The 20,673-nt window shown below is 63.1% G+C and carries 15 protein-coding genes, 2 tRNA genes and 3 rRNA genes; 17 read left to right on the top strand and 3 right to left on the bottom strand.

The features are described from left to right. Positions 1-25: 25 nt before the first annotated feature. A complete protein-coding gene (locus AzCIB_RS02700) occupies positions 26-1,759 on the bottom strand; it encodes a glutamine--tRNA ligase/YqeY domain fusion protein (RefSeq protein ID WP_050414481.1) in 1,734 nt (577 codons plus the stop codon). Positions 1,760-1,988: 229 nt separating this feature from the next. On the opposite strand from AzCIB_RS02700, the gene crcB reads away from it, so the two are divergent. The 3 genes from crcB to AzCIB_RS02715 all read left to right on the top strand — a co-directional run bounded on the left by crcB (position 1,989) and on the right by AzCIB_RS02715 (position 3,242). After that, complete coding sequence (gene crcB, locus AzCIB_RS02705; RefSeq protein ID WP_050414482.1) at positions 1,989-2,387, top strand: fluoride efflux transporter CrcB; 399 nt, start codon at positions 1,989-1,991, stop codon at positions 2,385-2,387. A gap of 139 nt (positions 2,388-2,526) precedes the next feature. Next, positions 2,527-2,985 (top strand): DUF2778 domain-containing protein, encoded by a 459-nt coding sequence (locus AzCIB_RS02710; RefSeq protein WP_050414483.1) that lies wholly within the window; start codon positions 2,527-2,529, stop codon positions 2,983-2,985. Positions 2,986-3,026: 41 nt separating this feature from the next. After that, positions 3,027-3,242 carry a hypothetical protein gene (locus tag AzCIB_RS02715; RefSeq protein WP_157058410.1) on the top strand — a complete coding sequence of 72 codons (216 nt, stop codon included), beginning with the start codon at positions 3,027-3,029 and terminating at the stop codon, positions 3,240-3,242. 66 nt (positions 3,243-3,308) lie between these two features. Here AzCIB_RS02715 and AzCIB_RS02720 read toward each other — a convergent pair whose 3' ends face one another. Further along, on the bottom strand, positions 3,309-4,601 hold the full coding sequence (locus AzCIB_RS02720) for a TIGR03862 family flavoprotein (RefSeq protein ID WP_050414485.1): 1,293 nt from the start codon (positions 4,599-4,601) through the stop codon (positions 3,309-3,311). Then, positions 4,598-5,092 carry a DNA-deoxyinosine glycosylase gene (locus AzCIB_RS02725; protein WP_050414486.1) on the bottom strand — a complete coding sequence of 165 codons (495 nt, stop codon included), beginning with the start codon at positions 5,090-5,092 and terminating at the stop codon, positions 4,598-4,600. The genes AzCIB_RS02720 and AzCIB_RS02725 overlap by 4 nt, the downstream gene beginning before the upstream one ends. A 142-nt stretch (positions 5,093-5,234) precedes the next feature. Between AzCIB_RS02725 and AzCIB_RS02730 the strand changes: the two genes are divergently transcribed. The 14 genes from AzCIB_RS02730 (at position 5,235) to AzCIB_RS02790 (ending at position 20,665) form a co-directional block, all read left to right on the top strand. Next, positions 5,235-5,831 (top strand): Yip1 family protein, encoded by a 597-nt coding sequence (locus tag AzCIB_RS02730; RefSeq protein WP_050414487.1) that lies wholly within the window; start codon positions 5,235-5,237, stop codon positions 5,829-5,831. Between the two features lie 172 nt (positions 5,832-6,003). Continuing rightward, positions 6,004-10,092 (top strand): ATP-dependent RNA helicase HrpA, encoded by a 4,089-nt coding sequence (gene hrpA / locus AzCIB_RS02735; protein WP_083447124.1) that lies wholly within the window; start codon positions 6,004-6,006, stop codon positions 10,090-10,092. 103 nt (positions 10,093-10,195) lie between these two features. Next, positions 10,196-10,579, top strand: a complete 384-nt coding sequence (gene rpsF / locus AzCIB_RS02740; protein ID WP_050414488.1) for a 30S ribosomal protein S6 — start codon at positions 10,196-10,198, stop codon at positions 10,577-10,579. Position 10,580: 1 nt separating this feature from the next. Further along, positions 10,581-10,934 carry a primosomal replication protein N gene (priB, locus tag AzCIB_RS23610; protein WP_083446855.1) on the top strand — a complete coding sequence of 118 codons (354 nt, stop codon included), beginning with the start codon at positions 10,581-10,583 and terminating at the stop codon, positions 10,932-10,934. Continuing rightward, complete coding sequence (gene rpsR / locus AzCIB_RS02745) at positions 10,897-11,169, top strand: 30S ribosomal protein S18 (protein ID WP_015434307.1); 273 nt, start codon at positions 10,897-10,899, stop codon at positions 11,167-11,169. The genes priB and rpsR overlap by 38 nt, the downstream gene beginning before the upstream one ends. A 16-nt stretch (positions 11,170-11,185) precedes the next feature. After that, positions 11,186-11,635: a 50S ribosomal protein L9 gene (rplI, locus tag AzCIB_RS02750; RefSeq protein ID WP_050414490.1), complete on the top strand. Its 450-nt coding sequence runs from the start codon at positions 11,186-11,188 to the stop codon at positions 11,633-11,635. 115 nt (positions 11,636-11,750) lie between these two features. Further along, positions 11,751-13,160, top strand: coding sequence for a replicative DNA helicase (gene dnaB / locus AzCIB_RS02755; RefSeq protein ID WP_050414491.1), 1,410 nt, complete (start codon positions 11,751-11,753; stop codon positions 13,158-13,160). Between the two features lie 340 nt (positions 13,161-13,500). Continuing rightward, positions 13,501-15,036: ribosomal RNA gene (locus AzCIB_RS02760) — 16S ribosomal RNA — on the top strand. 72 nt (positions 15,037-15,108) lie between these two features. Further along, positions 15,109-15,185: transfer RNA gene (locus AzCIB_RS02765), tRNA-Ile, on the top strand. Positions 15,186-15,193: 8 nt separating this feature from the next. Then, a tRNA-Ala gene (locus tag AzCIB_RS02770) sits at positions 15,194-15,269 on the top strand. A 269-nt stretch (positions 15,270-15,538) separates the two neighbouring features. Next, a 23S ribosomal RNA gene (locus AzCIB_RS02775) occupies positions 15,539-18,422 on the top strand. A gap of 84 nt (positions 18,423-18,506) precedes the next feature. Beyond that, positions 18,507-18,620 (top strand): 5S ribosomal RNA (gene rrf, locus AzCIB_RS02780). The 16S, 23S and 5S rRNA genes sit together here with 2 tRNA genes alongside, the layout of an rRNA operon. Before the next feature lie 141 nt (positions 18,621-18,761). Continuing rightward, positions 18,762-19,925: a UbiH/UbiF family hydroxylase gene (locus AzCIB_RS02785; RefSeq protein WP_050414492.1), complete on the top strand. Its 1,164-nt coding sequence runs from the start codon at positions 18,762-18,764 to the stop codon at positions 19,923-19,925. Positions 19,926-19,942: 17 nt separating this feature from the next. Further along, complete coding sequence (locus AzCIB_RS02790; protein ID WP_050414493.1) at positions 19,943-20,665, top strand: DsbC family protein; 723 nt, start codon at positions 19,943-19,945, stop codon at positions 20,663-20,665. The last annotated feature ends 8 nt before the right edge of the window (positions 20,666-20,673 follow it).

Below are 20,673 nucleotides of genomic sequence, written 5' to 3' on the forward strand. Positions count from 1 at the left end.
CAACCGCGCGGAGAGCCTCAGTTCCTCAACCCTTGGCCTTGGCCCACGAGTCCTTCAGCGTCACGGTGCGGTTGAACGCCGGCGCACCGGCCTGCGAATCGACGCGGTCGGCGACGAAGTAGCCGTGGCGCTCGAACTGGAAGTGCTCCTCGGGGGCGGCGTTGCGCAGCGCCGGTTCCAGCACCGCGCGGATCGTGCGCTTGGAGTCGTAATTGAGGTCGTCGAGGAAGCTGCGCTCGAAGTTCTCGGGGTCGCCCTCGCGGCGGTTGCCGGGGTAGGGGTGGGCGAACAGGCGGTCGTAGAGGCGCACCTCGGCCTCGTAGCCGTGCGCGACCGACACCCAGTGCAGGTTGCCCTTCACCTTGACGCTGTCGGCGCCCGGCGTGCCCGACTTGGTGTCCGGCAGGTACTCGCACAGCACGGCGGTCACGTTGCCGTCGGCGTCCTTCTCGCAGCCCGTGCATTTCACGACGTAGCCATAGCGCAGGCGCGCCATGTTGCCGGGGTAGAGGCGGTGGAAGCCCTTCACCGGCGTTTCCATGAAGTCCTCGCGCTCGATCCACAGTTCCTGCGAGAACGGCATCGCGCGCTTGCCCAGTTCGGGCTTGAGCGGATGGTTCGGCGCCTCACACTGTTCGCTCACGCCTTCCGGATAGTTGGTGATCACGAGTTTCAGCGGGTCGAGCACGGCGACGCGGCGCTCGGCGGCCTCGTTGAGATCCTCCCGCATGCACTCCTCAAGCACGCTGAAGTCGATCCAGGTATCCGATTTGGTGACGCCGATGCGTTCGGCGAAGAGGCGGAAGCCGCCCGCAGTGAAGCCGCGCCGGCGCGCGCCCACCAGCGTCGGTAGCCGCGGGTCGTCCCAGCCCGACACATGGGCTTCCTCTACGAGTTGGATCAGCTTGCGCTTCGACAATACGACGTAGGTCAGGTTGAGACGCGCGAACTCGATCTGCTGCGGCAGCGGGCGTGGGAAGAAACCGCCCGTCGCGAGTGCATCCAGCAGCCAGTCGTAGAAGGGGCGCTGGTCCTCGAACTCCAGCGTGCAGATCGAGTGCGTGATGCCCTCGATCGCGTCCTCGATCGGGTGCGCGAAGGTGTACATCGGGTAGATGCACCACTTGTCGCCCGCGCGGTGGTGATGCGCCTTGCGGATGCGGTAGATCGCCGGGTCGCGCAGGTTGATGTTGGGCGAGGCCATGTCGACTTTCGCGCGCAGCACATGCTCGCCGTCGGCGAACTCGCCCGCGCGCATGCGGCGGAAGAGGTCGAGGTTCTCCTCGACGCTGCGGCTGCGGTAGGGGCTCTCGCGCCCGGCTTCGGTCAGGGTGCCGCGATAGGCGCGCATCTCCTCGGCGGACAGCGACTCCACGTAGGCCTTGCCGGCCTTGATCAGGTATTCGGCGCACTCGTACATCTTGTCGAAGTAGTCGGATGCGAAGTACAGGTGCTTGCCCCAGTCGAAACCAAGCCAGCTCACCGCCTCGATGATCGAGTCGACGTATTCCTGCTCCTCCTTCTCCGGGTTCGTGTCGTCGAAGCGCAGGTGGCACACCCCGGCGTAGCTCTGCGCCAGGCCGAAGTTCAGGCAGATCGATTTCGCGTGGCCATAGTGCAGGTAACCGTTCGGTTCGGGCGGGAAGCGGGTCTCGACCCGTCCGCCCCATTTGCCGCTCCGGATGTCCTCGTCGATGATGTTGCGGATGAAGTTGCTCGCGGGCGCTGCGGCGGCACCGGATTTCGGAGTGTCGGACACGGGGAAAAGCCTCGATTCAAAGGGCGAAAATTGCGTGAGTCGGCGATTTTAGCGCGTCGGCGCCCCGAATGAGTCTCCGGCACCGGCTGGGGCATCGGGTGCGGGCCGCGCTGGGCTAGAATTCCATCCGATTGCCATTCACTGGACGACCCATGCATTTCAGCCGAATCGGCCGGCGCGGCGAGCGCCCGACGCCCGGAAGCGCCCGCGTTTGCACGGGGGCCGGGCGATGAGCGCACCGCTGGCGACCCTGCCCGCATTCGCGGCGATCGGGCTCGGCGCCGCGTTCGGCGCGTGGCTGCGCTGGGGACTGGGCCTGCTGCTCAACCCGCTCTTCCTTGTGGTCCCGCTCGGCACGCTCGCCGCGAACCTGCTCGGCGGCCTGCTGATGGGCGCCGCGCTGGCGTGGATCCACGCCGTGCCCGAGATGTCGCCGACCCTGCGCCTGCTCCTCACCACCGGCTTCCTCGGCGGCCTCACGACCTTCTCGACCTTCTCCGCGGAAGGCCTGCACCTCGCGCAGCGCGGCGAGTGGGCCTGGCTCGCGCTGCACACGCTGCTGCACGTCGCCGGTTCCCTGCTGATGGCATGGGCCGGCTACGCGGCGTTCAACGTCTTGAAAGCTTGACGCCGACAGGTCGCACCACCCAGGCCGGGCTGGCGGGTCGGGTGTTTGCTGCTCGAAATATCACTGTGGAATAATCCGGTTTTGGCCTCCGTCGAGGCCGTATCGTTCGTGTGCAGCCAGTTCAGGAGCGGGAGGGTGGATGTTCAGGTGCAGCTTTGATCTCAATGGTCTGGCCATGAGTTCGTTGCGTGTTGGCGCTCAGTCCTTCCCGGCCTTTTCCAGTTTAGGGGAACATGCCAACAAACGCTCGTCAGCCTGCCTGCGTGGCCAGGGACCCTTGCCGCCCGGCACGTACTACATCTTCGATCGACAGTCGGGCGGAATGCTTGGCGCAGTGCGGGATTTCTTTACCGGGCGGGATGACTGGTTCGCCCTGTATGCAGCCGACGGTCGCATCGATGACGAGACCTTCTGCGACGAAGTAACGCGGGGAAATTTTCGCCTGCATCCCAAGGGGCGAATCGGCAGGAGCGAGGGCTGCGTTGTCCTCGATCGTCAGCAGGACTTCATTGTGCTGCGCTCGATCCTGAAGAGTCTCGAACCGCGGAGCGTCCCCGGTACGAAACTCTCGGCGTATGGAACACTGCTGGTCGCATGACAATCGTGCGGCGGATTATCGGAGGAGGGTTGGTTGCGGGTATGACCTACCTGTTCGCTCGGATATGGCTCAATTCCTCCTGGTCGGAGCGCGTGTGGACGTGGATCAACGCGACGCTCGGTAGGGGGCAGGATCCGGGATTCGCCTCGGATGTCGAACTGGTGATTGTGCTGGTCTGTGCCGCCGCCTTGGCAAGTGTCCTGACTTGGGTGGCGATGCGTTTGAGTTCGTTCATCCTGCCAGGGAACAGCAATTGAGGCTGCTTGAGCAGGACCGCGGTGGCTGTCGCTTCGGTGACATCCTCCGCCCTGGTTGTGCTCGGCTCAGCTTGTGCAATCGTACTCGCTGAGCCAGTCGGCCACGCCCAGCCCCGCGGCACGCCCCGTCGCGAAACACGCTGTGAGCAGGTAGCCCCCTGTCGGCGCCTCCCAGTCGAGCATCTCGCCGCAGCAGAACACGCCGGGCAGCGCGCGCAGCATCAGCCTGTCGTCGAGCGCCTCAAACAGCACTCCGCCGGCGCTGCTGATCGCCTCGTCGAGCGGGCGCGGCGCGGTCAGCGTGACCGGCAGGGCCTTGATCGCGGCGGCGAGGCGTTCCGGCACCGCGAAGGCGTCCTTCGCGATGCATTCGCGCAGCAGGCCCGCCTTCACCCCCTCGATGCCCGCCTTGCTCTGCAGGTGGCTTACCATCGAACGCGATCCGCGCGGGCGTGCGAGTTCCCCTGCAAGGCGCTCGAGACTGCGCCCGGGCGCGAGATCGAGGTACAGCGTCGCCGAACCCGCTGCCTCGATCGTGTCGCGAAGCGGCGCCGACAGCGCGTAGATCAGCCCCCCCTCGATGCCGGTCGCCGAGATCATGCACTCGCCCGCGCGTTCGTACGTGTCCCCATGGGCATCGGTGACGCGCGCCGCGACCGATTTCACCGGCGCGCCGACGAAGCGGTCGAGGAGATGCGCGCTCCAACCGGGCGCCGCGTTGCCGCCCAGGTGACCGACGTCGAAGCCGCAATTCGCCGGGCGCAGGGGGGCGAGCTCCACGCCACGCTGCGCGAGCCAGGGCATCCAGGCGCCGTTCGAGCCGAGCTTCGCCCAGCTGCCGCCGCCCAGCGCGAGGATCACCGCGTCGGCCGCGATGCGGCACTCGCCTTCGGGTGTCGCGAAGCGCAGGCTGCGTGTCGGATCCTCATCCCCGCCTTCCCAACCCAGCCAGCGATGCCGCACGTGCAGGCGGACCCCGGCCTGCCGCAGGCGGTGCAGCCACGCCCGCAGCAGCGGTGCTGCCTTCATCTCGGTCGGGAACACGCGTCCCGAGCTGCCGACGAAGGTCTCGATCCCGAGTTTCCGGGCCCACGCGCGCAGTTCCGCCGCACCGAAGCGGCCCAGCAGCGGCGTAAGCTCTGACTGCCGTTCGCGGTAGCGCGTGACGAAGGTCTCGGGCGGCTCCGAATGGGTGAGGTTCAGCCCGCCGATGCCCGCGAGCAGGAACTTGCGCCCCGGCGAAGGCATCGCGTCATACACGTCGACCGCGCAGCCGCGCTCCGCGAGCATCTCCGCCGCCATCAGCCCGGCCGGTCCGGCACCGATCACTGCGATCCGCCGCTCGTTCGTGCCGCTCATCGTGCAATCTCCTGCCACGCCGCAAGCTGCGTCGCATACGGGCAGGACGCGTTCGCCGGGCTCGTCGACGGCAGTCGCAGCCAAGCGATGCGCTCGTCGAGCCCCGGCGCGACGTGCCGCCGGAACAGTGTCGCCGCCGCCGTGCCGTTGAGGAATACCCGTCCGATCCCCGGATGCGCCGCGAAGAAGGCGGCGAAATCGTTCACTTCCATCGACTCCGGCTCGATGTCGGCGTCCAGGCTGCCCTCGCGCCGGCACGCGCCGAGCACGTCCCACAGCGCATAGCCGCGTTCGGCGAAGAGCCGCGCACGTTCCGCGTAAGGCCGCGCCGCGTCGAGGCCCAGCACGGCGCACACGATCGGCCAGAAGCCGTTGCGCGGATGCGCGTAGTACTGCCCCGCCGCGAGCGAGGCCGCGCCCGGCATGCTGCCCAGGATCAGGGTGTGAGCGTGCGGCAGGGCGATCGGCGGGAAACCTTCGAGTCGGGACATCGGGTGGCGGGTTGCACGCGGCGGGAAACGGGACGCACGGTACCTAGCCGCGCCGTGTCCCGCAAGACGCGCATGTCGATGGATAGATTGCCGACGCAGCCGGTCGAACGATTGTCTCATTCGAGGAGGCAAGGAGGTCGCAATGAACACCCACAACTTACCCAAGATGTTGTACTCGTATTCGGAGGGCTGGCAGGACCTGATCCAGGTGCATCCGACCGTCGCGAAGATCTTCACGCTGTACGTGATGCCGATGTCGCTGATTCCGCCGGTGATGTTCCTGTACTCGATGTTCGCCACGCCGGGAGCGGTATTCCCGGAACTGGTGCCACCGATCAGCGTCGGCGAGGCGCTCGCCGCGGCCGTCGCGTTCTATGTCGCGGAACTGGCGATGGTCGCGCTGATGGCTTCCATCATCCAGCAGATGGGCGATGTCGTCGATGCCACGCCGCCGTACTCCGAGTCCTTCATTCTCGCCGCGGTCGCGCCGACCCCGTTGTGGCTCTCCGCGCTGGCGCTGTTCATCCCCTCCGCGTGGGCGGCCGGGGTCGTCGTCGCGCTCGCGTGGGTCGCCTCGGCGGCGCTGATCTATCACGGCGTCTACCCGCTGTTCAAGCTCGATGACCGGAGCAAGTCGCGTCTGATGGGCTCCTTCGTGCTCACAGCGGGCGTGATCGCCTGGGGCGCCCTGCTGGTCGTACTCGCGCTCGCGATGAGCATGATCGTCGGCCTGCGCTGAGCACCTGATCCGCGCCCGGCGCGACACCGTCGCCTGGCGCCCGCGCTGCGGCCGGTGCTCGACGTTCTGGCATAATCGCCGCACTTATCCCACGGCGCCGCCGGTGCCGGGGATTTCTTCGTTAACCGTTCGCCCGCGTCGCCGGATGCAGGCGCCTTCCGACGACTCGAGATTGACCTCTACCGACCCCCGCCATGCCAGCGCGCGCGGGCGCGATGATTTTTCCGACTGCCTCACCGCCGACCGGCCGCGCCTGCGCCGGCTCGCGCGCGATCTGGGCCGCAACCAGGGCGCGAAGCGCGAGCGCCTGCAGACCGACCTCGACGCGCTGCGCGCCCGTTCGCGCGCGACGCTCGCCGAACGCCAGGCCCGCCTGCCCAAGCCCGACTTCCCCGCCGAACTCCCCGTCACGCAGAGGCGCGACGAGATCGCCGCGGCGATCGCTGCCCACCAGGTCGTCATCGTCTGCGGCGAAACCGGTTCCGGCAAGACCACCCAGCTGCCCAAGATCTGCCTCGCCCTCGGCCGCGGCGCCGCCGGCCTCATCGGCCACACCCAGCCGCGCCGCCTCGCCGCCCGCGCCACCGCGACCCGCATCGCGCAGGAGTTGAAGAGCGAACTCGGCCAGGCCGTCGGCTACAAGATCCGCTTCACCGACCGTCTCAGCGAAGCGAGCTGCATCAAGCTGATGACCGACGGCATCCTCCTCGCCGAGACGCAAGGCGACCCGACGCTCGCCGCCTACGACACGCTGATCATCGACGAGGCCCACGAGCGCAGCCTCAACATCGACTTCCTGCTCGGCTATCTCAGGACCCTGCTGCCGCGCCGCCCCGACCTGAAAGTCATCGTCACCTCGGCGACGCTGGACGCCGACCGCTTCGCCCGCCACTTTGCCGCGCCCGACGGCAAGCCGGCTCCGGTCATCGAAGTCTCCGGCCGCCTCTATCCGATCGAGCTGCGCTACCGTCCCATCGAATCCGACGCCGAACCGGCGCAGGAATCCCGCCGCCCCGGCGCCGATCGCCGCAAGGACCGCGACCTCTACGATGCGATCGTCGACGCCGTCGACGAGGCGCACCGCAGCGGTCCCGGCGACACCCTGGTCTTCCTGCCCGGCGAACGCGAGATTCGCGAAGCGACCGAAGCCCTGCGCAAGGCCCATCACGCCGGCGGCACCGAGATCCTGCCGCTCTACGCGCGCCAGTCCGCGCAGGAGCAGACGCGCGTGTTCGCACCCGGCAAGGGCCGCCGCGTCGTGCTCGCGACCAACGTCGCCGAAACCTCGCTCACCGTTCCCGGAATTCGCTACGTCGTCGACGCCGGCCTCGCACGCGTCAAGCGCTACTCGCACCGCAACAAGGTCGAGCAGCTGCAGGTCGAAAAGATCGCGCAATCGGCCGCCAAGCAGCGTGCGGGGCGCTGCGGCCGCGTCATGGACGGCGTGTGCTTCCGCCTCTACGACGAGGACGATCTCGGCAAGCGCCCCGCGCACACCGACCCCGAAATCCTGCGCTCCTCGCTCGCCGGCGTGATCCTGCGCATGAAGTCGCTGCGCCTCGGTGCCGTCGAGGACTTCCCCTTCATCGACGCGCCGCTCCCGCGCATGATCGCCGACGGCTACCAGCTCCTAACCGAACTCGGTGCGGTCACTGACGACGATGCACGCGAACTCACGCCGACCGGCGTCGAACTCGCCAAGCTCCCGCTCGACCCCAAGATCGGCCGCATGATCCTCGCCGCGCGCGACCGCGGCTGCCTCTCGGAAGTCCTCGTCATCGCCGCCGCCCTGTCGACGCAGGATCCGCGCGAGCGCAACCCGGAAAGCCCCGGCGCCGCCGACCAGGCGCACGCGAAGTTCCGCGGTGGCGAGCAGGATCAGCACTCCGAGTTCCTGTGGTACTGGAATCTCTGGAGGGCCTGGACGGAAGTGCTGCGCCACGAGACCGGCAGCAAGCAGAAAGCGTGGGCGAAGCAGCATCACCTGTCCTATATGCGACTGCGCGAATGGCGCGACGTCCATACGCAGCTGCACACGCTGTGTACCGAGCACGGCTGGAAGGAAAACGACAAACCCGCGCAATACGAAGGCCTCCACAAGGCGCTCCTCGCGGGCCTGCTCGGTCATGTCGGCTGCAAGATCGAGGACGCCAGCGGCCCGCAGGCCGGCAGTTACCTCGGCGCGCGCGGCATCAAGTTCTGGCCGCATCCCGGCTCCGCACTCGCGAAGAAGGCCGGCAAATGGATCGTCTGTGCCGAACTCGTCGACACCTCGCGCCTCTTCGGCCGCTGCCTCGCGAAGATCGAGCCCGAATGGCTCGAGGAAGTCGGCTCCCACCTCCTCAAACGCCAGGTTTATGAGCCCCACTGGTCCAAGGCCTCCGGCTCCGTGCGCGCCTGGGAGCGCGGCACGCTGCACGGCCTCGTCCTGTACCCGCGTCGCGGCGTCGGCTATCGCGACACCGACCCGAAACTCTGTCGCGAGCTCTTCATCCGCGAAGGTCTCGTGCAGGGCGAGATCGCCGAAGGTCCGGCGCGCAGCATGCCCTTCCTGCAGCACAACCGCCGCCTCGTCGCCGAAATCGAACGCCTCGAACACAAGTCCCGCCGCCCCGACGTCCTCGTCGACGAAGAGCTGATCCACGCGTTCTACGAGGCCAAGCTGCCGGAAGACATCCTCGACCTCACGAGCTTCGAGGCCTGGCGCAAGCTGGCAGAGAAGGCCGAGCCCAAGCTCCTGCACCTCTCGCGCGACCAACTGATGCGTCACGAGGCCGAAGGCATCACCACCGACCGCTTCCCGGCGACCTTCGAAGTCCTCGGCCAGAAGCTCAAGCTCACCTATCTCCACCAGCCCGGCGACGCCGACGACGGCGTCACACTTACCGTCCCGCTCGCGATGCTCAATCAGATCCCGGCAAACCGCTGCGAATGGCTTGTGCCCGGCCTGCTGGAAGAGAAGGTCGCAGCACTGCTGCGCACCGTGCCGCAGAAGCACCGCCATCGCCTGCAGCCCATCTCCGAAAGCGCCGCGGCCTTCATGGAGCACTTCGACGCCGGCGAATTGGACACCGACGAAGCGCTCCTGCGCGCACTGCAACGCTTCGTCGAAGAGCGCGTGTCGCTCAAGCTGCCGATGGAATCCTTCCGTGCGGAAAACCTCAATCCGCACTGCTTCATGAACTTTCGCGTCATCGACGAGCACGGTCGCGTGCTGGGCCAGTCGCGCAACCTCGCCGAACTGCGCACGCGGCTGCGCGACCAGGTCGCCGAACGCTTCCGCGGCGCGCGTATCGCAATCCCGGAAGTCCAGGCGCCGAAAGCGGCAGCGCCTTCAGCCGCGCCAGCGAGAGGGCATGTGGGGCAGGGCGCTCCGGCGAAGCCTGCCGCGGAAACTTCTGCCGCCCAGCTGTCCGGCATCACTGCCTGGACTTTCGGCGCACTGCCTGAGCTCCTCGAAGTGAAGGTCGCCGGCCGCGAAGTCATCGGCTTCCCCGCGCTCCACGACGACGGCGACAGCGTCTCTCTGCGCCCCTTCGACACCCCAGAGGAAGCGGCGAAGGTCCATCGCAAGGGCCTCGCCCGTCTCTTCGCGCTCACGCTCAAGGACCAGGTCCGCGCAATCGAGAAGCTCCCCGGCCTGCGCGAGCTCGCGCTCGCCTTCATCCCCTTCGGCACCGAAGCCGAGCTCAAGGTGCAGCTCGTCGCCGCGACCCTCGCGCGCACCTGCCTGCTCGACCCACTCCCCGCCGATGCCGCAAGCTTCGAGCGGCGCTGCACCGAAGCCAAGCCGCGCATCACCCTGATCGCGCAGGAATTCATGCGCCTCGCGGTCGGCCTCATCGCCGAGCACGCCTCGCTGCACAAACGCCTCACCGGCATGAAGGGTTTCCCCGAGGTCGCCACCGACATCCAGGCCCAGGTGCGCGAGCTGATGCCCAAGGATTTTCTCGTCGCCTATCCGTGGGAGCGTCTTGCTCACTTCACGCGCTACCTTAAAGCTGCGGGTGTGCGCCTCGACAAGCTGCGCACCAACCCCGCGCGCGACGCCCTGCTTCTCGCCGACTGGCGCGGCCTCGCCCAGCCTTTCGAGCGCGAGCGCCTGGCCAAGCGCAAGGCCCATGTCGACGACCCGGGCCTCGACGAATTCCGCTGGCTGCTCGAAGAGCTGCGCGTCGGCCTCTTCGCGCAGGAGCTCAAGACCCCGATGCCGATGTCGGTAAAGCGCCTGCAGAAAATCTGGGACGCGCGCCCGCGCTGACGCCGACCGTTGATTTGGTGAGATTTTCCTGTTAATCTGATCGGCTTCCCTTGCTCTACCGGTGCGCATGCCGGGGAGCTGTCATCAACCGCAAGGAGTCTCCATGCGACATTACGAAGTTGTATTCATCGTCCACCCGGACCAGTCGGAACAGGTCCCGGCGATGATCGAGCGCTACAAGTCGCTCGTCACCGCCCGCAACGGCCAGATCCACCGCCTCGAAGATTGGGGCCGCCGCCAGATGGCCTATCCGATCCAGAAGGTGCACAAGGCTCACTACGTCCTCATGAACATCGAGTGCGACGGCGAAGCTCTTGGCGAGCTCGAGCACGCCTTCAAGTTCAACGACGCCGTCCTGCGCCACCTCGTCGTCAAGATGAAGGCCGCCGTGATCACCCCGTCGCCGATGATGAAGGAAGAGAAGTCCCGCTCGCTGACCGCCGCGCCTGCCGCGGAAGAAGCGAAGCCCGAGGCCGAATCCGTCTGAGGTGACTGACGAGGGGATCAACCAGCTGCACCTCGACGCCCGGATCGCTGAACTCCAGCCCCTGCGTCGAACCCCGGCAGGAGTGCCGATCGCCGCTTGCGGCCTCGCGCACGAATCGAAACAAATGGAAGCGGGCCTGGTTCGCGATGTTTCGGTGGAACTGCAGGCGGTGGCGGTTGGTGAACTGGCCGGTGTGCTGGCCAGCGCATCCCCCGGCATGAGGATAAGGGTCGCCGGATTTCTCGCCGCGAAGAGTCTTCGCAGCCGGAGCCCGGTACTGCACCTGAGCAAGATCGAATTTCTGGAAGGAAACGAAAATGGCGTTCAACAAGAAGTTTGCAAAGAAGAAGGATGACCGCGGCAATCGCGGCCTGTTCAAGCGTCGCAAGTTCTGCCGCTTCACCGCGGAGAAGATCGAGGAAGTCGACTACAAGGATGTGGACATCCTGAAGGACTTCGTCACCGAAAACAGCAAGATCATGCCGGCTCGCATCACCGGCACCAAGGCCGGCTACCAGCGTCAGCTGTCGACCGCGATCAAGCGCGCGCGCTTCCTCGCCCTGCTGCCTTACACCGATCTGCACAAGTAATCAGGAGAGATCGGACATGCAAATCATTCTGCTCGAAAAAGTCGCCAACCTCGGCACCCTCGGCGATGTGGTCAAGGTCAAGGACGGCTACGCCCGCAACTACCTGATCCCCCAAGGCAAGGCCAAGCGTGCGACCCAGGTCAACATGGCCGCATTCGAAGCCAAGCGCGCCGAACTCGAAAAGGCCCAGGCCGAGAAGCTCGTCGAAGCTCAGGCTGTCGCCACCAAGCTCGAAGGCCTGATGCTGCAGATCGCCCGCAAGGCTGGCATGGACGGCCGCCTGTTCGGCTCCGTCACCAACATCGACATCGCCGAAGCGCTGGAAGGTCAGGGCTTCAAGGTCGAGCGCAGCACCATCCGCATGCCGGAGGGCCCGATCAAGGCCGTCGGCGACGTGCAGATCGACATTGCTCTGCACCACGACGTCGTGGTTCCGGTTACCGTTTCCGTGCTCGGTGAACAGTAATCCGCCTGCGCTGACGTGATTGCACAAGGGGCTGCCTCGGCAGCCCCTTTTGTTTTTCAGCGCCGTCTGCCGCTTCGTTAGAATTCAGCATCGCTCCCCTGGAAGACTGCCTCCGATGGCCACTCAAAAGCGCCGCTTTTCCGAGAACTCCGGCGACCCCGCGATCTCGGCAATCAAGCTCCCGCCGCACTCGCTCGAAGCCGAGCAGTCGCTGATCGGCGGCATCCTCCTCGACAACCAAGCCTGGGAGCGCGTCGCCGACCTCGCCAGCGAAGTCGACTTCTATCGTGACGACCACCGGCGCATCTTCCGCCACATCAGCAAGCTGCTCGACCTCGGCAAGCCAGCCGATGTCGTCACGGTCTTCGAGTCGCTCGAAAAGAACGGCGAATCCGAGCAGGCGGGCGGACTCGCCTATCTTGCCGAGATCGCCAATAGCACGCCGTCGGCGGCCAACATCCGTCGCTACGCCGAAATCGTCCGCGAGCGCGCGATCCTGCGCAAACTCGTCACCGTCGGCGACGAGATAGCCGCCTCCGCGCTCAGCGCGACCGGTCGTGACGCCAAGACCTTGCTCGACGAGGCCGAAGCCAAGGTGTTCGAGATCGCCGAGGCGGGCGCGCGCAGCTCCACCGGCTTCGTCTCGATCCAGCCCATCCTCAAGCAGGTCGTCGATCGCGTCCAGGAGCTCTACGACCGCGACAATCCGTCCGAAGTCACAGGCGTGCCGACCGGTCTGGTCGATCTCGACGAAAAGACCTCCGGTCTGCAGCCCTCGGACATGATCATCGTCGCCGGCCGTCCCGCGATGGGCAAGACCACCTTCGCGCTCAACGTTGCCGAGCACGTCGCGATCGACTGCAAGCTTCCGGTTGCTATTTTCTCGATGGAAATGCCGGGTACGCAGCTCGCCACCCGTTTCATATCCTCGGTCGGGCGCATCGATCAAGGCAAGATCCGCACGGGCCGTCTCGGCGACGAGGATTGGCAGCGCCTCACGATGGCGATGGGCAAGCTCTACGACGCGCCTCTTTTCATCGACGAGACGCCCGGACTCAACCCCATCGACCTGCGCGCCCGTGCGCGCCGCCTCTCGCGCCAGTGCGGCAAGCTCGGCCTCATCGTCATCGATTATCTGCAGCTCATGGTCGGCACCAAGGACAGCGACAACCGTGCCTCCGAGCTGTCCGAGATCTCACGCTCGATCAAGTCGCTTGCGAAGGAGCTGCATGTGCCGATCATGGCCCTGTCGCAGCTCAATCGAAGTCTCGAGCAACGCCCGAACAAGCGCCCCGTGATGTCCGACCTTCGCGAATCCGGCGCCATCGAGCAGGACGCGGACATTATCATGTTCATCTATCGCGACGAGGTCTATAACCCCGATTCGCCGGATAAGGGCACCGCCGAACTGATTATCGGCAAGCATCGTAACGGCCCGACCGGCACCGTGCGCATGACCTTCGTCGGTGAATGCACGCGATTCGAGAATTACGCCGGCGGAGCTGGTTTTTATCAGAGCGAATAAATTTCCGGATTTTTCCGCAAACAGCTTGACGGCGTGTTTGAGGTCTATATAATTCGCGCCTCTTCAGCGCTGCCGCGGAAAGTGCGGCGGCGGTGGAGGGCAGGAAAGAGAGTGCGGTGCGGCAGCGGATTTAAAAAAGTTTGCTGCGGTGCTTGACGAAAGTAGTGAAGTTTGTCAGAATCTCTTTCTCGCTGCTTCGGCAGCGGTTCTTTAAAAAATTGGACAACCGATAAGTGTGGGTGCTTGGTTGGCGCGACCGAACTGCTTCGGCAGTTTTAATGTTGCAAAGATTGAGTGCTCACAGATGTCAGTAATGATTCTTTGAGTACTTTGTTGGATTGAACTTAAGAGTTTGATCCTGGCTCAGATTGAACGCTGGCGGCATGCTTTACACATGCAAGTCGAACGGCAGCGGGGGCTTCGGCCTGCCGGCGAGTGGCGAACGGGTGAGTAATGCATCGGAACGTGCCCAGTCATGGGGGATAACTACGCGAAAGCGTAGCTAATACCGCATACGCCCTGAGGGGGAAAGCGGGGGATCGCAAGACCTCGCGTGATTGGAGCGGCCGATGTCGGATTAGCTAGTTGGTGGGGTAAAGGCCTACCAAGGCGACGATCCGTAGCGGGTCTGAGAGGATGATCCGCCACACTGGGACTGAGACACGGCCCAGACTCCTACGGGAGGCAGCAGTGGGGAATTTTGGACAATGGGGGCAACCCTGATCCAGCCATGCCGCGTGAGTGAAGAAGGCCTTCGGGTTGTAAAGCTCTTTCAGACGGAAAGAAAACGCCCCTCCTAATACGGGGGGTGGATGACGGTACTGTCAGAAGAAGCACCGGCTAACTACGTGCCAGCAGCCGCGGTAATACGTAGGGTGCGAGCGTTAATCGGAATTACTGGGCGTAAAGCGTGCGCAGGCGGTTGTGTAAGACAGGTGTGAAATCCCCGGGCTTAACCTGGGAACTGCGCTTGTGACTGCACGGCTAGAGTACGGCAGAGGGGGGTGGAATTCCACGTGTAGCAGTGAAATGCGTAGATATGTGGAGGAACACCGATGGCGAAGGCAGCCCCCTGGGCCGATACTGACGCTCATGCACGAAAGCGTGGGGAGCAAACAGGATTAGATACCCTGGTAGTCCACGCCCTAAACGATGTCGACTAGTCGTTCGGAGAGGTAACTCACTGAGTGACGCAGCTAACGCGTGAAGTCGACCGCCTGGGGAGTACGGCCGCAAGGTTAAAACTCAAAGGAATTGACGGGGACCCGCACAAGCGGTGGATGATGTGGATTAATTCGATGCAACGCGAAAAACCTTACCTACCCTTGACATGCCTGGAATCCTTGAGAGATCAGGGAGTGCCTTCGGGAACCAGGACACAGGTGCTGCATGGCTGTCGTCAGCTCGTGTCGTGAGATGTTGGGTTAAGTCCCGCAACGAGCGCAACCCTTGTCGTTAATTGCCATCATTTAGTTGGGCACTTTAGCGAGACTGCCGGTGACAAACCGGAGGAAGGTGGGGATGACGTCAAGTCCTCATGGCCCTTATGGGTAGGGCTTCACACGTCATACAATGGTCGGTACAGAGGGCTGCCAAAGCGCGAGCTGGAGCCAATCCCTTAAAGCCGATCGTAGTCCGGATCGTAGTCTGCAACTCGACTACGTGAAGTCGGAATCGCTAGTAATCGCAGATCAGCATGCTGCGGTGAATACGTTCCCGGGTCTTGTACACACCGCCCGTCACACCATGGGAGTGGGTTTCACCAGAAGTAGGTAGCTTAACCTTCGGGGGGGCGCTTACCACGGTGAGATTCATGACTGGGGTGAAGTCGTAACAAGGTAGCCGTATCGGAAGGTGCGGCTGGATCACCTCCTTTCAAGAGACAGGTCGCATCTGACCAAGTATCCACAACTTATCGGTTGTTCAGGCACGAGCCTCGAGATGACGAGGGTCTGTAGCTCAGCTGGTTAGAGCACCGTCTTGATAAGGCGGGGGTCGTTGGTTCGAACCCAACCAGACCCACCACCGAACGAGGGGGATTAGCTCAGCTGGGAGAGCACCTGCTTTGCAAGCAGGGGGTCGTCGGTTCGATCCCGTCATCCTCCACCAACGCTTCGGTGGGCTCGACTGTAGGGCTAAGCAGTGTGCACGGTCGTGTGCAGTGCTTAGGCCTTGGTGCCAGTGTTCTTTAACAAAGTGGAAGAAGTAAAGTGTGCAATCTCTGTTGCGCTGTGTCAGCGGCGCGTGAAGACAGGGGTTGAACATGGGTTGTGTGATTGCATTGCAATCGTCTGCGCTTTGAACCAGCAGCAGGCGGTTGCGCACAAGCGTGAGTTCGCCTATGACTGGGTCCCTGGCGACAGGGTCCAGGGTTATAGGATCAAGCGACTAAGTGCATGTGGTGGATGCCTTGGCGATCACAGGCGATGAAGGACGTGCAAGCCTGCGAAAAGCGGGGGGGAGCTGGCAATGGAGCTTTGATCCCCCGATGTCCGAATGGGGAAACCCACTCCTTCGGGAGTATCCCTGGCTGAATACATAGGCCAGAGGAGGCGAACGCGGCGAACTGAAACATCTAAGTAGCCGCAGGAACAGAAATCAACCGAGATTCCCCAAGTAGTGGCGAGCGAACGGGGAGTAGCCTGCACGACTAAACCATCTATTTAGCAGAACGGTCTGGAAAGTCCGACAATACAGGGTGATAGTCCCGTATGCGAAAAGTAGGTGGCGGGTCTGAGCGTGCGACAAGTAGGGCGGGACACGAGAAATCCTGTCTGAAGATGGGGGGACCATCCTCCAAGGCTAAATACTCGTGATCGACCGATAGTGAACCAGTACCGTGAGGGAAAGGCGAAAAGAACCCCGGGAGGGGAGTGAAATAGATCCTGAAACCGCATGCATACAAACAGTGGGAGCCTCCTTGTGGGGTGACTGCGTACCTTTTGTATAATGGGTCAGCGACTTACGTTCAGTAGCGAGCTTAACCGAATAGGGGAGGCGTAGGGAAACCGAGTCTGATAAGGGCGACATAGTTGCTGGGCGTAGACCCGAAACCGGATGATCTATCCATGGCCAGGATGAAGGTGCCGTAACAGGTACTGGAGGTCCGAACCCACTAATGTTGAAAAATTAGGGGATGAGCTGTGGATAGGGGTGAAAGGCTAAACAAATCCGGAAATAGCTGGTTCTCCCCGAAAACTATTTAGGTAGTGCGTCGTACGGACACTTGCGGGGGTAGAGCACTGTAATCGTTGGGGGGGTCACTGCGATCTACCCCGCGATAGCAAACTCCGAATACCGCAAAGTGATATACGGCAGACAGTCCTGGGGTGCTAACGTCCTGGGACAAGAGGGAAACAACCCAGACCGCCAGCTAAGGTCCCAAATACATGGCTAAGTGGGAAACGAAGTGGGAAGGCATAGACAGCTAGGAGGTTGGCTTAGAAGCAGCCACCCTTTAAAGAAAGCGTAATAGCTCACTAGTCGAGTCGTCCTGCGCGGAAGATGTAACGGGGCTCAAGCCATGAACCGAAGCTGCGGATCTCGAAAGAGATGGTAGGGGAGCGTTCCGTAAGCCTGCGAAGGTGTCTCGAGAGGGATGCTGGAGGTATCGGAAGTGCGAATGCTGACATGAGTAGCGATAAAGGGTGTGAAAAGCACCCTCGCCGAAAGCCCAAGGTTTCCTGCGCAACGTTCATCGACGCAGGGTGAGTCGGCCCCTAAGGCGAGGCAGAAATGCGTAGTCGATGGGAAACAGGTCAATATTCCTGTACCGATTTTAGATGCGATGGGGGGACGGAGAAGGTTAGGTCAGCCGGGTGTTGGACGTCCCGGTTTAAGCGTGTAGGCGTGCACCGTAGGCAAATCCGCGGAGCTAAGCTGAGGCGTGATGACGAGGTCTCTTTGAGACCGAAGTGACTAATACCATGCTTCCAGGAAAAGCCTCTAAGCTTCAGTCTAAAATCGACCGTACCGCAAACCGACACAGGTGGGCAGGAAGAAAATTCTAAGGCGCTTGAGAGAACTCAGGAGAAGGAACTCGGCAAATTGATACCGTAACTTCGGGAGAAGGTATGCCCCACTAGCTTGTAGGAGTACATCCGAAGGGCGAAGGGGCCGCAGAGAATCGGTGGCTGCGACTGTTTATTAAAAACACAGCACTCTGCAAACACGAAAGTGGACGTATAGGGTGTGACGCCTGCCCGGTGCCGGAAGGTTAAGTGATGGGGTGCAAGCTCTTGATCGAAGCCCCGGTAAACGGCGGCCGTAACTATAACGGTCCTAAGGTAGCGAAATTCCTTGTCGGGTAAGTTCCGACCTGCACGAATGGCGTAACGATGGCCACACTGTCTCCTCCTGAGACTCAGCGAAGTTGAAATGTTTGTGAAGATGCAATCTACCCGCGGCTAGACGGAAAGACCCCATGAACCTTTACTGTAGCTTTGCATTGGACTTTGACGGGACTTGTGTAGGATAGGTGGGAGGCTTTGAAGCGGGGACGCTAGTTCTCGTGGAGCCAACCTTGAAATACCACCCTGGTGTCGTTGAGGTTCTAACCTTGGCCCGTGAATCCGGGTCGGGGACCGTGCATGGCAGGCAGTTTGACTGGGGCGGTCTCCTCCCAAAAGGTAACGGAGGAGTACGAAGGTCGCCTAGGTACGGTCGGACATCGTACTGATAGTGCAATGGCAAAAGGCGGCTTGACTGCGAGACCGACAAGTCGAGCAGGTGCGAAAGCAGGTCATAGTGATCCGGTGGTTCTGTATGGAAGGGCCATCGCTCAACGGATAAAAGGTACTCTGGGGATAACAGGCTGATTCCGCCCAAGAGTTCACATCGACGGCGGAGTTTGGCACCTCGATGTCGGCTCATCACATCCTGGGGCTGTAGCCGGTCCCAAGGGTATGGCTGTTCGCCATTTAAAGTGGTACGTGAGCTGGGTTTAAAACGTCGTGAGACAGTTTGGTCCCTATCTGCCGTGGGCGCTGGAAGTTTGAGAGGACCTGCTCCTAGTACGAGAGGACCGGAGTGGACGTACCCCTGGTGTACCGGTTGTGACGCCAGTCGCATCGCCGGGTAGCTAAGTACGGAAGAGATAACCGCTGAAAGCATCTAAGCGGGAAACTCGCCTCAAGATGAGACTTCCCCGGGGCCTCGAGCCCCCTGAAGGGTCGTTGAAGACTACAACGTTGATAGGTCGGGTGTGGAAGCGCAGTAATGCGTTAAGCTAACCGATACTAATTGCCCGTGAGGCTTGATCCTATAACCCTGGATCACAGCGAACTCAACACGCTAAACAATCACACTCCCACACACTCTACTTCTCCACTTTGTGACCCCTTACAGTCTGACGACCATAGCGTCCCGGAACCACTCCTTCCCATCCCGAACAGGACAGTGAAACAGGACCGCGCCGATGATAGTGCTCTTCGTGAGTGCGAAAGTAGGTCATCGTCAGACTACCCCACTCCAAAAAAGCCGCTTCCCTACTCCAGGGCAGCGGCTTTTTTACGTCTACCGCCGGTCCGGACCGTGTCGTGCGACCGTGACTTGAGGCAACGCATCGTGCAGAATCGCCACTCTTCACCGGATTGGCATTTAATGGATTTCGATCTGATCATCGTAGGCGGGGGGCTCGCCGGTGCAAGCCTCGCGGCCGCTCTGCAGGGAACCCGCTACCGTATCGCGCTCGTCGAGGCGCGTCCGCCTGCCGTGGTCGAGGGCTGGGATCCGCGTGTCTACGCGATCAGTCCGGCATGCGCGGAGTTCCTTCGGGAGAGCGGGATCTGGCAGCACCTCGATTCCGGGCGGATAGCGCCAGTACACGCGATGTCGATCCGCGGGGATGCGGGTGGGGTACTCGAGTTTTCGTCGTACGGCAGTGGCTTGTCGGAACTCGCCTGGATCGTCGAGTCCGGACGGATGCAACGCGAGCTGTGGGAAACGGTCAAGCGCCAGCACAACGTGACGATGCTGGTCGGCGACGCGCCGGAGGCGATGGCCGTGGATAGGGAGAGTGTTTCGCTCGCGCTTCCCGGCCGGAAGTCGATTTACGGCCGGCTCGTTGTCGGTGCCGACGGCGTCAATTCCTGGGTGCGCAAGCAGGCGGGAATCGATGCGGAGATCAGCCCCTACGGGGAACGCGGCGTCGTGGCGAACTTCAGGTGCGGAGCGGATCATCGCGGCCGAGCGTTCCAGTGGTTTCGTGATGACGGCATCCTCGCGCTGCTCCCGCTGCCTGGGCGTATGGTGTCGATGGTCTGGTCATGTGCAGACGGCTTCGCCGATTCGCTGCTTGCGCTGGACGGGGCTGCGCTGTGCCGACGTGTAGCTGACGCTGCGGGCGGCGTGCTCGGTACGCTGGACCTGGTGACGCCGGCGCAGGCCTTCCCGCTGCGCTTCATGCGCGTGTCGTCGGTGGTGAAGGAGCGCGTGGTGCTGGTCGGCGATGCGGCGCATGCGATCCATCCGCTTTCGGGGCACGGCATCAATCTGGGCTTCCAGGATGCGCGGGCGCTTGCTGCGGTGCTCAGGGAGCTTCCCGCATGGCGGGATCCAGGGGAGATCGCGGTGCTGCGCGGCTATGCCCGGGCGCGCGCCGAGGAACCCTTTCTGGTTCAATACGCGACACACGGGCTCAACCGCCTGTTCGGCTCGCGCAATCCGCTGCTCGCGGCCGTGCGCAACGCCGGTTTGAACCTCACCGACCGTTTGCCTGTCGTACGCAACGCGCTCGTGCGTTATGCCGTGGGCGGCCGATTCTGATTCTATGGAGATGTTAGATGCTTAAGAAGGTAATCCGTCCGCTGGTCGCGGCTCTAGGGCTTGTGCTGCTGACGCAGGGGGCTGCACGCGCCGACGAGGCCGAAGTGAAGAAGGCGGTTGAGGCCTTCGTTGGTGCTCCGGCGGTCGAGTCGGTTGTGAAGCTGCCGTATGCCGGCCTCTACGAGGTCGTGATGAAGAGCGGGGAGCTGATCTACACGGACGAGAAGACGAGCTTCTTCCTCGACGGGCGCCTGATCGACACGAAGACCCGGAAGGATGTCACGGCGGCGCGCATGGCGCAGCTGTCGTCGATCGATTTCGCGTCGCTGCCGCTCGACCACGCGATCAAGCAGGTTCGCGGCAACGGTTCGCGGGTGCTGGTGACGTTCGAGGATCCGAACTGCACGTACTGCAAGCGGCTCGGCAAGGAGCTTTCCCAGATGAAGGATGTGACGCTCTATACCTTTCTGTTCCCGATCCTGAGCCCGGACTCAACCGAAAAGTCGCGCAACATCTGGTGTGCGAAGGATCGCGCAAAGGCATGGAACGAGTGGATCCTCGAGGCGAAGACCCCGGTTGCGGCGAAGTGTGACAGCGGAGCGGTGGACCGGAACGTGGCGCTCGGCCAGAAGCTGCGCATCAACGGCACGCCGACGATCTTCCTCGCCGACGGGCGCCGCCTGGGCGGCTACGTGCCGGCGGCGGAACTTGAGCAGCAGCTAGCGAGCGTCGCGAAGTAAGACGACGA

Origin of the sequence: Azoarcus sp. CIB, from assembly GCF_001190925.1 — a bacterium.
Classification (GTDB): domain Bacteria; phylum Pseudomonadota; class Gammaproteobacteria; order Burkholderiales; family Rhodocyclaceae; genus Aromatoleum.

Coding starts and splice junctions, on each gene's coding strand:
- crcB (WP_050414482.1), top strand. CDS start 1,989: ATGAGCGCACCGCTGGCGACCCTGCCCGCATTCGCGGCGATCGGGCTC.
- AzCIB_RS02710 (WP_050414483.1), top strand. CDS start 2,527: ATGTTCAGGTGCAGCTTTGATCTCAATGGTCTGGCCATGAGTTCGTTG.
- AzCIB_RS02715 (WP_157058410.1), top strand. CDS start 3,027: ATGACCTACCTGTTCGCTCGGATATGGCTCAATTCCTCCTGGTCGGAG.
- AzCIB_RS02720 (WP_050414485.1), bottom strand. CDS start 4,601: ATGAGCGGCACGAACGAGCGGCGGATCGCAGTGATCGGTGCCGGACCG.
- AzCIB_RS02725 (WP_050414486.1), bottom strand. CDS start 5,092: ATGTCCCGACTCGAAGGTTTCCCGCCGATCGCCCTGCCGCACGCTCAC.
- AzCIB_RS02730 (WP_050414487.1), top strand. CDS start 5,235: ATGAACACCCACAACTTACCCAAGATGTTGTACTCGTATTCGGAGGGC.
- rpsF (WP_050414488.1), top strand. CDS start 10,196: ATGCGACATTACGAAGTTGTATTCATCGTCCACCCGGACCAGTCGGAA.
- rpsR (WP_015434307.1), top strand. CDS start 10,897: ATGGCGTTCAACAAGAAGTTTGCAAAGAAGAAGGATGACCGCGGCAAT.
- rplI (WP_050414490.1), top strand. CDS start 11,186: ATGCAAATCATTCTGCTCGAAAAAGTCGCCAACCTCGGCACCCTCGGC.
- dnaB (WP_050414491.1), top strand. CDS start 11,751: ATGGCCACTCAAAAGCGCCGCTTTTCCGAGAACTCCGGCGACCCCGCG.
- AzCIB_RS02785 (WP_050414492.1), top strand. CDS start 18,762: ATGGATTTCGATCTGATCATCGTAGGCGGGGGGCTCGCCGGTGCAAGC.
- AzCIB_RS02790 (WP_050414493.1), top strand. CDS start 19,943: ATGCTTAAGAAGGTAATCCGTCCGCTGGTCGCGGCTCTAGGGCTTGTG.